The 12494-nt window shown below is 70.1% G+C and carries 13 protein-coding genes, 1 pseudogene and 2 CRISPR repeat arrays; of the genes and pseudogenes, 4 read left to right on the top strand and 10 right to left on the bottom strand.

What is annotated here, in order from left to right; genetic code table 11:
- Nucleotides 1–110 precede the first annotated feature (110 nt).
- The 5 genes and pseudogenes from ACFYO5_RS35990 to ACFYO5_RS35970 form a co-directional block, all read right to left on the bottom strand.
- Nucleotides 111–335: a hypothetical protein gene (locus ACFYO5_RS35990; protein WP_388717414.1), complete on the bottom strand. Its 225-nt coding sequence runs from the start codon at nt 333–335 to the stop codon at nt 111–113.
- Nucleotides 336–429: 94 nt separating this feature from the next.
- Nucleotides 430–798, bottom strand: coding sequence for a hypothetical protein (locus ACFYO5_RS35985; RefSeq protein WP_388717412.1), 369 nt, complete (start codon nt 796–798; stop codon nt 430–432).
- A gap of 84 nt (nt 799–882) precedes the next feature.
- Complete coding sequence (locus ACFYO5_RS35980; RefSeq protein WP_388717410.1) at nt 883–1737, bottom strand: helix-turn-helix domain-containing protein; 855 nt, start codon at nt 1735–1737, stop codon at nt 883–885.
- Complete coding sequence (locus ACFYO5_RS35975; protein WP_388717407.1) at nt 1734–2474, bottom strand: DUF6879 family protein; 741 nt, start codon at nt 2472–2474, stop codon at nt 1734–1736. Before ACFYO5_RS35975 ends, ACFYO5_RS35980 begins: the two co-directional genes overlap by 4 nt.
- 210 nt (nt 2475–2684) lie before the next feature.
- A pseudogene (locus ACFYO5_RS35970) lies at nt 2685–2885 on the bottom strand (transposase); the annotation flags it as partial.
- Here ACFYO5_RS35970 and ACFYO5_RS35965 point away from each other — a divergent pair.
- Entirely contained in the window at nt 2788–3387 is a 600-nt protein-coding gene (locus ACFYO5_RS35965; protein ID WP_388717705.1) for a hypothetical protein, read from the top strand. The pseudogene ACFYO5_RS35970 and the gene ACFYO5_RS35965 sit on opposite strands and share 98 nt — an antisense overlap.
- A gap of 15 nt (nt 3388–3402) precedes the next feature.
- On the opposite strand, the gene ACFYO5_RS35960 is transcribed toward ACFYO5_RS35965, so the two are convergent.
- A complete protein-coding gene (locus ACFYO5_RS35960) occupies nt 3403–3600 on the bottom strand; it encodes a hypothetical protein (protein ID WP_388717405.1) in 198 nt (65 codons plus the stop codon).
- An 814-nt stretch (nt 3601–4414) separates the two neighbouring features.
- On the opposite strand from ACFYO5_RS35960, the gene ACFYO5_RS35955 reads away from it, so the two are divergent.
- Entirely contained in the window at nt 4415–5623 is a 1209-nt protein-coding gene (locus ACFYO5_RS35955) for a hypothetical protein (RefSeq protein WP_388717402.1), read from the top strand.
- A 115-nt stretch (nt 5624–5738) separates the two neighbouring features.
- A CRISPR array of direct repeats spans nt 5739–6255; the repeat unit is 27 nt; unit sequence CTGCTCCCCGCACGCGCGGGGATGGTC.
- 221 nt (nt 6256–6476) lie between these two features.
- On the opposite strand, the gene ACFYO5_RS35950 is transcribed toward ACFYO5_RS35955, so the two are convergent.
- Entirely contained in the window at nt 6477–6938 is a 462-nt protein-coding gene (locus tag ACFYO5_RS35950) for a hypothetical protein (protein ID WP_388717399.1), read from the bottom strand.
- Nucleotides 6939–7375: 437 nt separating this feature from the next.
- Here ACFYO5_RS35950 and ACFYO5_RS35945 point away from each other — a divergent pair, with 437 nt between their 5' ends.
- A complete protein-coding gene (locus ACFYO5_RS35945; protein WP_388717686.1) occupies nt 7376–7657 on the top strand; it encodes a hypothetical protein in 282 nt (93 codons plus the stop codon).
- Between the two features lie 6 nt (nt 7658–7663).
- Here ACFYO5_RS35945 and ACFYO5_RS35940 read toward each other — a convergent pair whose 3' ends face one another.
- The gene (locus ACFYO5_RS35940; protein WP_388717396.1) at nt 7664–7984 is read right to left on the bottom strand and encodes a hypothetical protein; all 321 of its coding nucleotides are present in this window, start codon (nt 7982–7984) and stop codon (nt 7664–7666) included.
- Here ACFYO5_RS35940 and ACFYO5_RS35935 point away from each other — a divergent pair.
- Nucleotides 7977–8192 (top strand): hypothetical protein, encoded by a 216-nt coding sequence (locus ACFYO5_RS35935; protein WP_388717393.1) that lies wholly within the window; start codon nt 7977–7979, stop codon nt 8190–8192. The genes ACFYO5_RS35940 and ACFYO5_RS35935 overlap by 8 nt on opposite strands.
- A 327-nt stretch (nt 8193–8519) precedes the next feature.
- Nucleotides 8520–9094: a CRISPR direct-repeat array (repeat unit 29 nt; unit sequence CTGCTCCCCGCACGCGTGGGGATGGTCCC).
- Nucleotides 9095–9215: 121 nt separating this feature from the next.
- Here ACFYO5_RS35935 and ACFYO5_RS35930 read toward each other — a convergent pair.
- Together ACFYO5_RS35930 and ACFYO5_RS35925 are read right to left on the bottom strand one after the other, a co-directional pair.
- Nucleotides 9216–11378 carry a hypothetical protein gene (locus tag ACFYO5_RS35930; protein ID WP_388717391.1) on the bottom strand — a complete coding sequence of 721 codons (2163 nt, stop codon included), beginning with the start codon at nt 11376–11378 and terminating at the stop codon, nt 9216–9218.
- A gap of 766 nt (nt 11379–12144) precedes the next feature.
- Entirely contained in the window at nt 12145–12447 is a 303-nt protein-coding gene (locus ACFYO5_RS35925; RefSeq protein WP_388717388.1) for a helix-turn-helix transcriptional regulator, read from the bottom strand.
- Between the last annotated feature and the right edge of the window lie 47 nt (nt 12448–12494).

Genomic DNA, 12494 nt, shown 5'->3' with positions numbered 1-12494 from the left:
CGCGCTCAGGGCGTCGGTGGCCGCCCCGCCACACCACACACAGCGAGTCCCAGCCAGGCGCTCGGCCGGGAGGTCGGCTGCCTTCGGCGTGGGCAGCAGCTCCGGCGCCCTTACGAAGCCGGGGTGCACGACTGGTCCGCGACGAGGGGGAGGTCGTAGACCTCGCGGCACGAGGAGCAGGCGAAGAGGCGGGCGCCGCTGCTGTCCCGGACGAGGCGGGCGGTATTGCTGTACGACTCGTGCCAGGCGCACCAGGCGATGCCGGCCACGGGCGGACTGGGCGGCGCTTTGTCGGCTGGCGTCTCGCTGGCGGAGTCGAGTTGAGGTGTTGTCATGCCGGTCTCTCCGAGGGCAGTCGGTAGCCGCCGGGTCCGAGCTCGGCGGCGAGTACGGTTGGGTCAGTGAGTTGGCCTGTCCCGTCGGGGCGGGTCAGCCAGAGTCGACCGCAGGCTTGCCAGCCGGTGGGCGGGCACGGCAGCTGCAAGCCGGCGGGGCGCACGCGAAGTGCCGCTGTGTCCGCGAGTTCCTCGGCGGCCGACAGAGGGCGATGAGGAACCAGGCCAGGTGCGCCCCAGGGTCGACGAGGAAGGGGCCGCGCATGTCGGGCCGGATCCGGCTGTGTGCTTGCATGCCGGTGGTGAGGTGTACTTCGGCGGCCAACCACGCCTTGCCCGAGGCGATCGGCGCGAGGCCCTCGAGGTCCCAAGCCTCGCGGACGAGGTCAGGGCGCGCGGAGCAGTCGGCGAGCCACGCGTCCCCTGCCTCGAACTTCTTGGCGGATCGCATCGGTTGGGCCATGACCTGACCGTATGCAGGGCGATTGCAGGCCTGTGCGCCGATTGCGCGCGGTTGCGTGCGCCCACTCTCGGGTTGAAGGGATTGCTACGTCAGGCCCACCAGCGAGGCCCTGGCGCGGCCGATCAGACGGCGGGCGATGGTGCCGTACTCGGCGGACTCCGACAGCCATTCCCATGCCCGCTCGTACAGCGTGACGTCGTCCTCGCCGGTCAGCCACAACTCTTCGCTGATCATCTCGACGATGACCAGTCGCCGGTCGTAGATCCAGAATCCGTGAGCCGGGGAGCGGCGCAGCTGTGCGCCGAAGGGGATGATGCCCAGCTCGATGCGTGCCTGGCCGACGAGGTTGTAGAGACGGTCCAGTTGCTCGGCCATGACGTCGGTGGGGCAGGGCCGGTGGTACAGGGCTGCCTCACACAGCACGAAGTGGAACGTCTTTTCCGGGTCGTAGAGGGCGTCCTGCCGGCGCATCCGTGCCTCGACGGCTGCCTCGGTCGTCGGCTCGATCCCGCGGAACTCGGCGAGGCCGTCGAGGACAACGCGCGCGTACTCCGGCGTCTGGATCAGACCCGGGATGCGGCTGGTCTCCAGGCCGCGGATTCGGGTGGTGGACCCGGTCAGCTTGACGCCGATCTCCTGGCGGCCACGGTGCCCGCCTGCCAGCTGCCGCCGCCAGGACCGGTTGCGCTCCTTCATGCCCAGCCCCGACAGAAGGCCGTGCAGCTCGGCCTCGACGTCGGGGCGCTCGAGCGCGGTGGCCCAGGCGGTGAGGTCGTCGCGGGTAGGTGTCTGCTGGCCGTTCTGTAGGCGGCTGACCTTTGACGTCTGCCAGCCGAGGCGGGCCGCGAGGTCCTTTCCGTCCAGGCCGGCCTCGACGCGGAGCTCACGCAGTCGCGCGCCGAGGGCCTCACGGGCGGTCTGGAAGTCGGTGGTGCTCACATGCTGGAAGCTACCCGCTCAGCGAACTCGGCGGCAGGGGAAGCGTGGTGCCACGCGGCGTCTCGGGCCTGGCAGGCAGCGAGGACCTCGGCCGGGTCCTGGGTGACGTAGACGCCCAGGGTGGTGTCGTCCTCGTCGAACGAGAGCCGGGCAAGGGTGCGTGAGTCGAACAGCCAGAAGTCGAAGTCGGGCAGGCGTAGCTGGTCGGCCTGGTCGCGAGTGAGGTAGCGGATGTCCTCGCCCGCAGCGACGTTCGTGGATGCCCGGGCGAGGAGGAACTGCTGGCCCTCCGTGAGGGGTTCGTCGACTAGGCGCACCCGGTCGAAGCGCTTGCCGTGCTCGCTCTGGTCCTTCACGTTCTGTCGCCAGGGGTTCGGCGGTTCGTCCGTGACGTCCTGGCCCTCGAGGTACCGCTGCCACAGCGGGGATGTGCGGTCGGAGGCGTAGCCGCGGCGGGTCTCTAGCCGCCAGGCGGTGTGCCGGAACTCGCGGAACAGATGACTGATGGAGACGAACGGTTGCAGGTCGGGCGCGGCAACCCGCGGCGCGTAGCGGACGAGGAGGTCTCGAGGTACCCGCACGAACGTCTCGGACGCTTTCACGTCACGCAGCTGGGCGAGGTGGCCGGGGTCCGTCTCGCGGTCGCCCTGGACGAGGACCTCGTCCGTGCCGTCGATGTCGTAAAGGGTGGGGCAGTCGCCATCGTCGCTCGTCGTACCGATGAACCGCAGCGTCATATCGTCCTCCGTTGACCTCTGGTTGAAGATCCCAGAATGCGTGCGTGCACGCGTGCTCGCCTGGAGATTGCGGCAGATTGCAGCGGCAGGAGGTGCGGGCCCGATTGCGCGCAAGCAGCAATAACGGAAGGCATCTTCCGCCAAGGGCGGTTTCTAAGCGATGTCCCGTAAATGATCTCTGGTGCGCTGGGTGACCTGCGTGTTCCTCAGTCACCCGGCGAGGATCAGGTTGTGCAGGCGAGCGATTCCGAGCATCGCGTGGTGCACACCGTCGCCCTTGAGGCGGCAGTCGCGCAGGATTTTCCAGGTCTTCATGCGAGCCAAGGCATGCTCGACGCGGGCCCGGACCTTGCGGTGGGCTGCGTTGTGTTCCTCTTTCCAGCAGGGGAGTTCGGTCTGGCTCTTCTCGCGGATCCGGTGGGAGCAGTTTCTGGAGCACCGGCGTCGGGAGGCCGGCGAGAAGGCCACGGCGCAAGGCGATCACGCGGCGGCCATTCACGCGCTGCGCGAACGGCAGGCGGCGCTGGAGAAGCCGGCCTTTGAGCTCATCCGTCAGGAAACCGGCATTCACCCCTTCATAGAAGACGGTGGCGCCGCCGAGTTCGCCATGGGCGTGCCGGTGTACGTGGGGATGAACCTGTACGGCGTCATCTGCCCCGTCGCCAGTCGGGTGGCTGCCATCCGGGACTGTCTCGCGCCACTGGTGGTGTTCGTGGCCTCCGAGCGGGAGCGGCGGCGCACCGCCGCGCACGCCCGTCCCGGACAGCGCATTGAAGTTCTGGATGGCGGTCTAGCTGCCGTGCCGCCTCCACGGCAGCCGACGGGGCAAGACCCTCTCCCGCTTCCCGGTGGCGAGGACGCATCTGGCCCGGATGCAGATCGCTACTCCCGGCGCGATCGGATGAACCCGTGACTGCCTGTTGTCGGGTTAAGCGGACAGGCCGCAAGAAGCGGAACGGATTTCTGGTGCCAGGGGATCGGCGATTGCGGCCAGGGCAACGGGCTGGGCGAGGTCACGCACTACGTCCCCTACCGGCTGCGCGGCCAGGACGTCGATCCGGGTCGCGATGTCGTGGCGCGCCCGCTCCTGCAGCGCCTGTAGATCCTGAGCGTGCAGCGCGGTCATGAACAGCAAGCGCACCGCGGCCTGGCGAGGCGGATCGAGGGGTCTGCACGCTCAAGGAAGCCTCCGGCACCACGCGGCCCAGGCGCCTGGGGTCCCGGGCGAAGTGCTCGTGGTCGCGCAATACGCGTACGCAGTCGGCATAGCGGGTGACCAGCCGGCACTCCATCCCTTCGTGCCATGTCACCGGCGCATGGTCGCGCAGCGCGGCAAGTACGGGGTAGGGGTCGGCGAGCGTGCCATCGTCCAGCGGGTCGTACCGCACCGGACAGGTGGGCGTCGTGGCCACAGGCCTTCTCCTTCGCACAGTGGGGACGGGACGGCCCCGGCCGCCGACGAGACGTCGACGGCCGGGACAGGATCGGCTGCGCAACGCGATGACTGGTCGTACGGCATGGCGTAACCCCCTCCTCTCGGCCCGCAGGTCTGCCGCCGTCTGCTGCGACACCACGAGAATGGGCTCAACTGTTCGACTGCGTCGACTGGTTGGAGGGGGTCCGGCAGGGGGTCCCGCCCCCAAGAAGGAGTCACCCGTCCTGCGCGCTCAGTGATTGGATACAGGCGTGGAAGAGACCTCCCGTCACCCACTGGCAGTGGCACGCCTCGCACTCGGCATGACGATGGAAAAGGGCTGCGCTCAGGCGTCGACGTGGCGCGGGTTCGTAAATGGCAGCGCGGCGTCAGGCCCAACGAGGAATCCCAGACCTACATCGCCGAAGCTCTCGGCTGGCCTGCGGACATCGTTTGCGCCGATGACTGGCCGAACTGGCTGCCACTCACCACCGACGGCATCCTTCCCCTCGGACCCCACAGCTCCGTGTCCGCCCTGAGAGAGGCACTGCGAACAGCGGTGGAACGCCGCACCTTCATCACGATCTCCGGCGCATTCCTGACCGCGCTGGCCGCGACCTGGGCCACAGCCCCCACCGCCGCCCTCACACAAACCCGCGACGGCGAGCCGGTCGGCGAGGAATTCATCGCCCTCATGGAAAGCACCACGCACGGCCTCGCCAGCCTCCCTACCCACGAACGCCAGCACACTCCCACGCTGCTGGACGCCTGCCTGGCCACGGTGACCGACCGACTCACGCACGGCCGCTACACCCCAACCGTCGGGCTGCGCCTGCACACCCTGGCCGCCTCCCTCTTCCAAACCATCGCCTGGCACCGCTTCGACCGGGGCCGACACTCCCACGCCAGCCAGTACTGGATCGGCGGCCTGCACAACGCGCACACCGCCGGCGACCACGACATGGGCGCTGGCCTCCTGGGTGACCTCGCCTACCAGGCCGCCTGGCGAGGCGACCACACCACCGCAGCCAGCATCCTAAACCACGCCCTCAGCCGCGCCCACAACCCTGCAGCCCGCTGCCTGCTCCAACTGCGCCTCGCCCGCACCCTCGCCGCGCAAGGCGGCATAGGCGAACCCCGGGCCGTCCTGCGCGCGCTCTCCGCGGCCGAACGGCACCTCAGCGACGCCGGTGACGACCGGCCCACCTGGTGCGCATGGGTGTCCGAAGCCGATCTCGCCGTGGACTCGGGCCAAGCACTCCTGGACCTCGGCGACACCGGCCGCGCCCACCAGCTCATCGCCGAAGGCGAATGCCTGCTGCCCACCACCCGCGACAAGACCCGCGGAGTGTTCCTCGCCTACCGCGCCGCCAGCTACCTCGACTCAAGGAACCCGAGCCCGCCGCAGCTGCCGCCACCCAATCCCTGCTCCTGGCCCGCCGTATCGGCGCACCCCGCTGCGTCACCCTCGTCAACGACCTCCTCCCCCGCTTCCAGCCTTACAGCAGCGCTCAGGGCGTCGCGGAACTCCGCCAACTCGCCGCCGCATGGCGGACATAGGTGGAGGCCAGAGTGCCGGGTGGGCATCCGCTCGCTATCGGCCACCGCCCACACGACAGTCAGCTCACGTCCGGAGGCATTCCCCCGTTGCTTCCTGCGCGGCCTCCCCCAGAGGCACGGGAATGGTTCCCTACTCCAAGGCCACATCGCAGATGCCCACGGGCTGCTCCCGTAGCGCCGGGTCGGCGAGGCCTTCTGTCGCCAGTCAATACGGTTTGCGCGAGATGCCGGAATCGGTGAAAGTGCCGAGAAACGACCCTCTCTCGGGAGGAACTCGCAGATGACGCAGTCTGCTCCCCGCACGCGCGGGGATGGTCGCAGCGCAGTCCCGTTCGCTCGGAACCTCACCGACTGCTCCCCGCACGCGCGGGGATGGTCGCGAGGCGCTGGCACTGGGGGCGACGTTGACGAACTGCTCCCCGCACGCGCGGGGATGGTCCCCCATGCATGAAGTGCCGTCTTGATGAGTACAACTGCTCCCCGCACGCGCGGGGATGGTCCCATGGGGATGTAGCCGTGCTGCACGCCGTTCTGCTGCTCCCCGCACGCGCGGGGATGGTCCCTCGGCGGCGGTGACGTACGAGGTGGCGGCCATCTGCTCCCCGCACGCGCGGGGATGGTCCCTCGTACGGCGTACGGCCCTTCGCGCCGCGGGCCTGCTCCCCGCACGCGCGGGGATGGTCCCGGGCGTCCGGCTACGGAGTCGAGGCCGGCCGTCTGCTCCCCGCACGCGCGGGGATGGTCCTGTCGGGCTCTGGAAAATTGGGGTTCGAGGCGCCTGCTCTCCGCGCCCGCGCGGGTCACGACGTCCAGATCCGCCGTCGTCTGCTCCCTGCAGGCGCGGGGAGGGTCTGACCATCGAAGTCCTGCGGCGCCTCCTGCTCTCCGTGCGGGGATGGCCCCTTGGTCTCGGCATCGAATGAGCCTGGCCGACGGCGATGGCACGGTGGCCATGCGGGAGCGCTGGCACCGCGTACCGCACGACCTCCTCCGCAGCTCGGTCCAGGCAGGAAACAACGGTTGACGGGTCAGAGGCCTGCGCAAATCTTCCGTGACTGGGCGATGTCCTTATTGACCTGGGCGTCGAACTCGAAGACCTGCTGATGGCGTTGGGAAGCGCGGCGCAGCGCGTCCGCGAGGGGCTTGTACGTTGGGTCGGCCGTGGCCGCTGCCTCGGACAGAACCACGGCTCCGTTCCACCGGTAGAGCGCCACCTGGCCCTCGTCGCCCTTGACCGCGTACTTGGAGGCGTCGAAGCCGGCGAGGGCGGCGCACGCGCCCCGTGCGTCGGCCGCCGGACCCGCGCTGATGCTTGGGTCCTCGCCCGAGCCGGTCAGCGCCCAGGCGGTGCCCACGCCTGCGCCGCCCACCAGCAGACCGACGAGCAGAGCGGCCACCAGCGGCCCCTTGCTGCTGGCGGGCGGGATGATCGGCGCGGGCGAGGCTGGCGGAACGGGGGCTTGAGAGGGCTGCTGAGGCTGCATGTGCACGACCATAGAGTAGGCGTCGGACAGTACGCGCGGGCATGGTCCCAACGCCGTGACGGCCCAGCTCCACTCGGCTGGCTGGCTCCCCGCGCCCGCAGGGATGGGGCTGCGTCTCGGCCGGCGCCGACTGCTCCCCGCGGCGCGGGGACGGTCCCCGGTCGTGGAGGTCGCCGACCCGCAGGACGGCTACTCCCCCACGCGCGGGATGGTCCTGCCCCGAACAGGAAAGAGCCCCACCTATGGTGGTGCTCCTCGCGCCTGCGGGGATGGTCCCCATCTCGCACGCGAAGGTCCCGCGAGACGGCGGTCGACGACGATGACCCGCTCCTGCCCCGAGCTTGTCGAACTCCTCGGGCAGCGCCGGGGTCTGGGAAAACGTCATAGTCGTTAATTCCGTCGTGGGTCGGGGCTGACGCCGATAGGTTCGGCGGGTGATCAATATGTCGGTGCGGGGCGACCGCGGGAACGTCGTGGCCCGGGCCCAAGGTGGTGTGGAGTGGACCGCTGCATTCGCGGATCTGGACCCGGCGGAGTTTCCGATGCTCTGGGCCCTGGACCCGTATGGCGACGCGGTCTTCAACCACCGGCAGGTGCCACTACTGCTGGCGGAACTCGACCGGCTCCCGGCCGCTTGCGGGGGTGACTGGGTTGGGCAGGCCCGCAAGTTGTGCCAGGTCGTCCAGCAGCGAGTGCACCGGTACCTGTGGTTCGTCGGGGACTGACCGCGGTCAGTCGGCCGTCAACTCCCTGAGGACGGTCACGTTGACCGAGGGCCTGCCAGCCACTGGTTCCCTTCTGGACCGAGTGGGCTTCGTCCGCGCGGACGACCTCGCCGACGGGTTGCTGTCGTCGATGTGTCCCAGGATCGAGAGCAGGTCGCAGTCGGCGAAGCGCACGGCCGTGGCCGCAAGTCCAAGGGTCTGGTCGGCTTTGTCGTTGCCCAGGACGGTGGCCAGCTTGACCGCGCGGGCCATCTTGGCGCGCATGAGGATTGCGCCGACGGGGCCGGCTTCCTTGAGCCAGCGCCCGGCCCCGGGGCCGATGCCCACGAACGCGATCTCCGCTTCCCGCGCCGCCAGCTACCTCAACCTGAAAGAACCCGAGCCCGCCGCAGCTGCCGCCGCCCAGTCCCTGCTCCTGGCCCGCCGTATCGGCGCACCCCGCTGCGTCACCCTCGTCAACGACCTCCTCCCCCGCTTCCAGCCTTACAGCAGCGCTCAGGGCGTCGCGGAACTCCGCCAACTCGCCGCCGCATAGCGGACGTAACAGGAGGCGAGAGTGCCGGGTCGGCATCCGCTCGGAATCGCCCACCGCCCACTCTCGGCCAGCTTCTTCTGGTCAGCCTGCTGAAACGACAGTCAGCTCACGTCCGGAGGCATTCCCCGCTGCTCCCTGCGCGGGCTCCCCCAGAGGCACGGGAATGGAGCCCTACTCCAAGGCCACGTCGCAGATGCCCACGGGCTGCTCCCGTAGCGCCGGGTCGGCGAGGCCTTCTGCCGTCAAGGGCGGTTTGCGTGAGATGCCGGAATCAGTGAAAGTGCTGAGAAACGCCCCTCTCTCGGGAGAAACTCGCAGGTGACGCAGTCTGCTCCCCGCACGCGTGGGGATGGTCCCGCTTTGCTGAGGCGCTCGCCGATCCCGGCCGCCTGCTCCCCGCACGCGTGGGGATGGTCCCACCTGGTTGAGGAGGCGCATCCCGATGGGGATCTGCTCCCCGCACGCGTGGGGATGGTCCCGGTGTACCGGATGCCGGACGGGACGCCGGCGTCTGCTCCCCGCACGCGTGGGGATGGTCCCGAGGTCGCGATGATGGAGACCAACGGCCCTATCTGCTCCCCGCACGCGTGGGGATGGTCCCAAGACCGGCGGCCGGAAGTCCGTGACCCCGTTCTGCTCCCCGCACGCGTGGGGATGGTCCCTTCCTGATCGGCTGCGCGCCGCCCAGGACGCTCTGCTCCCCGCACGCGTGGGGATGGTCCCGCATCCCGCGCCCACGAGGCCAGGCCGGTGCCTGCTCCCTGCGCCGGCGGGGATGGTCCCAAAAGCGACGAAAGTCCAGGCCCCGCCCTGCACTGCTCCTCGCGCCCGCGGGGGTGGTCCCAGCAGCGCCCACCACGAGCCGACCGGGCGCTGCTTTCCGCACGCGCGGGGATGGCCCCACGACCGCCACCGCCTGCTGGCCGCTGCCCTTCTTGGGCGCAGCTTCCAGCGCGGACTGCAGCGCGACCCGGGCCAGGTCGAGGTCGTAACTCGCCGGCGTTATACCTGCCCCCAGGTGGTCTATCCGAGGACCAGGTGGTGGGTGCTGGACAGGCGCTGTGCCTGGTCGACCAACTGGTGGCTGAACAGCCGCCTCGCGGACGTCTCGCCGTACTGGTCGATGTGGTCGAAGACGACCTGGTGGTCTCTCATTCCCCGCACCCGCCAGTCGCGGACCTGCTCGCGGGTCAGTTTCTCGAGGACCAACTCCTGGTCGTCGTCGACGGCTGCGGACTCCGGCTCCGGGGCGGGGACGACTGCGGCCGGGCGTGGTGCGGGCATCACGACCGGGGCCACCGGCGCGGCCGGGACGACGTCGGCCAGTTGCACGGCCGCAGCTTTGGCACGGGCGTGAGCTGCGGCGGACTGGCGGGCGCGGACCTGCTCCCACTCGTACGCCTTCGCCCACGCCCTGGCCGTCACGTCCTGGTGCAACTGCTGCTCGATGGCCGCACGGCGCTCGCTCTCGGAGGCGCCGGGCATCGCGACGTCGACTGCGGCAGCGACCGCGTGGCGCTGGCCACGGCGGTCGATCTGCCGGTCCTCGCAGCGCGGGCAGTCCCGGCCGGAGTCGAGCAGAGCGCCTTCGTCGCACCGGGGCTCCGCGCACAACTGACGCTGCGGCAGACCCCGGCCGATCAGCCAGCCCACCGGGTCCTTGATCGGCGCGGCCAGACGCATCTGGTCCTCCAGGCGCCGGGTAAGGCGATCGGCGAGGACCTGCGGCGCATTCGTACGGCCGGCGAACCCGACCACCCGGGCCAGCTCGCTACGGACGGCGGCTTCCACCAGGCGGCGGGCGGCCGGACGCTCCAGGCGCGCCCACACCAGGTCGACCGGGGCCAGGACGGCCCGCAAATCTTCCGGCGGCAGAGGCACCCTTCCCCGCTGCTGCCTGCCCTGGCCCGGACCGTCAACGACCAGCACCGGAGCACTGGCCACCGGCCCGCGGCCGCTCTTCACGCCCGGGGACTTCTCCTGTTGTTCCCCGCGGAGCGGGCCGCCGTCCTCGCGCACGCACGCGCGGCCCGGCAGATCACCGGACCCCTCACGGCCTTCGCCGGAGAAGCCACGAGAGAGCGCGAGAGACCCACCAGGAGTAACCACAGAAGCGTGAAGAGCGTGGTGCTGTGCAGTTGGGGCGAGGTCTGCCGATTCCGCTTTCTCGCCCTGCCCGGGGCCCTCCACCCCAGTAGTCACAAGTGTCTCGCCGGTCACGCCGGGCTCAAGATCTCCGGATGCAGTACCGGCGAGGTCTGAAAACACGGCGTTCGCGACCCGGCGGGCCTCCCGCACGGCCGCACCGTGAGCCTCAGCAACCGGCACCAGGCGCACCCGCGACTTCGCGTTCAGACCCGAGCCGGTCTCCTGCCGCACCACGTCCGCGACACCGTGCTCCTCGAGCCGCTTGAGGACCTTCGCTCCGGCCGCCGCCGTGCAGCCCAGCAGCCGCGCGACCGTCGCCGCCGGACGCCCCCGGCTGGTGTCCACGGATCCGGGGCACAGCTGCAGCCAGCCCGCCGAACCCGTCGTCAGCACCATCAGCAGCAGCCCGAGCCGATCCGTCGCCGCACCACGGCCCGTACGCCCGGCAAGCAGCCCGGCCGGGACCGGAGCCTTGTCCTTCGGCGCCCACCCCGGGCCGAACAGCACCTCGCACAGGCTGAGTAGCACCGCCAACTCCGAGCGGGACAGCGCCAGGGCGTGCCGCCGGTCACCGGCCTTCTGCGCCCGGTACATCGGGATCACCCAGCACTCCAGGCCCGTCGCGTGCCCAAAGGCGTTCGTCGCGACGTTCGAGCCGAGGAACCCGGCAGCGCGCAGCTCGGGCAGCACGGTGTGCGCGACCGTCGACTGGGAGACCCCCAGCCACCGACCGAGCTCCGCCGCCCAGATCGACGCCTGGTAGTCGTCGCGGACCTTCGCCTTCGCCGTCAGCACCACCGACGCCAGCCGCGCGCCGTCCGATGCACTGGCCAGCGCAGGAGACGACACCAGCGCACGCACCGCGGCGAGCAGCCGGGCCCGCATCGTCTTCGACAGCTGGAGCGGGTTGCCCAGCTCCAGCGGGACGACCGGACCGGCCTGAGCCGGGACCGACCGCAGCCGACGTCGCGACGCCCCGCCGGCGAACTCCGTGCGGGGACGCGGGAGCGCAGCGGCCGACGCCGCCACGGCGCTCACCGGCCCGCCCGGACGAACGAGAAAGAGATCATTCCGGCAGCCTTGTGCGGACTGCCTGTGGACAGAGGCCAGGAAGTGGCGAGACCCCCGATCTCTCCCGCCTGGTGGGCAGGAACTTCGGATCGCGTCCCGTCACACGGAACGGCCCCCTGGGACATGGCGGTGGCCGACGCCGTCAGGAGGGCATGGGTCCCCCTCTCGGTATAGGGGTGCCGGACCGGGGTCCGTGTGACACTCCGATGGGAAGAATCTTCGTGACTAATGCCGTGAACAGGGCAAACAGGCTCAGCGAATTCCGTCACGCGGGAAGCCTGGGGGGCTCGAACCGGTGTGAATCGGGCACGGTCGAGCTGACAAGGGGACACCAGGTCGTGCACTATGGCGGGACACCAACCTTCATATGGATCGCCCCGACCCCAACCAGGCCCCTGCCAAGGGACCCGACCACGGCCGAGCGCTCTGTATGGACGGAGCCCCGAGCCCGACGGCCTGCCAAAGCTGTCGGAACCCGGGGTGACGCTGGTGGCTCAACAGAGGCCCCCTGCCAAAGGGGCTCCTGGAGAGCCGGGGTGGCCCGCTTGCCAAAGCGGACCGGGTGCCCGCCTGCCAAGGCGGGGTTTTGCTAGGTGAAGATCAGCTCGATGAGCTGGAGTTCAGAACCGGCGCCAACCGGGACTGGGCGGCCGACCTGATGGTCGGCGAGACGGGCCGCGCGGGGCCACAGTGGATTGCAGTCCACCTCATTGGCGCGCGCGGCCGATGGCCGCTAGGTCATCCCGACCCCCCCTTCGGAGGCCGGCGTCGTGCTGCCCGCATCCAGCTCAGCGACATCAGGGAAACGCTCCGCGAGCCGCTTGAGCAAGTGAATGTAGACCGCGCGATGGGGCCGCCGGGGGTGGGTCTGGCCTAGCTCCCAGCGGGCTACGGCCAAGCGCTTCACGCCCACGGCGTCCGCGACTTCCTGCTGGGTGAGCCCCGCAGCGAGGCGCAGCTGCTGCCGCACGTGCGGAGGCGGCAGGACGTCGTCCAGGAGGGCGTTGACCCGGTGCAAGGGATCCACGTCGGGCATGACCCAGCCTCTCATGATCATTGAATCCCTGAAAGATACACCACGGG

The organism is Streptomyces sp. NPDC006259, from assembly GCF_042870975.1.
Classification (GTDB): Bacteria; Actinomycetota; Actinomycetes; order Streptomycetales; family Streptomycetaceae; genus Streptomyces.
Note: the sequence above shows the minus strand (reverse complement) of the source record. Positions and strands in the feature narration are given on the sequence as shown.

Bases quoted from the DNA above. Each gene is read 5' to 3' on its own strand.
- ACFYO5_RS35990 (WP_388717414.1), bottom strand. From the start codon at position 335: ATGACAACACCTCAACTCGACTCCGCCAGCGAGACGCCAGCCGACAAA.
- ACFYO5_RS35985 (WP_388717412.1), bottom strand. From the start codon at position 798: ATGGCCCAACCGATGCGATCCGCCAAGAAGTTCGAGGCAGGGGACGCG.
- ACFYO5_RS35975 (WP_388717407.1), bottom strand. From the start codon at position 2,474: ATGACGCTGCGGTTCATCGGTACGACGAGCGACGATGGCGACTGCCCC.
- ACFYO5_RS35965 (WP_388717705.1), top strand. From the start codon at position 2,788: ATGCGAGCCAAGGCATGCTCGACGCGGGCCCGGACCTTGCGGTGGGCT.
- ACFYO5_RS35960 (WP_388717405.1), bottom strand. From the start codon at position 3,600: ATGACCGCGCTGCACGCTCAGGATCTACAGGCGCTGCAGGAGCGGGCG.
- ACFYO5_RS35945 (WP_388717686.1), top strand. From the start codon at position 7,376: ATGTCGGTGCGGGGCGACCGCGGGAACGTCGTGGCCCGGGCCCAAGGT.
- ACFYO5_RS35935 (WP_388717393.1), top strand. From the start codon at position 7,977: ATGCCCACGAACGCGATCTCCGCTTCCCGCGCCGCCAGCTACCTCAAC.
- ACFYO5_RS35925 (WP_388717388.1), bottom strand. From the start codon at position 12,447: ATGCCCGACGTGGATCCCTTGCACCGGGTCAACGCCCTCCTGGACGAC.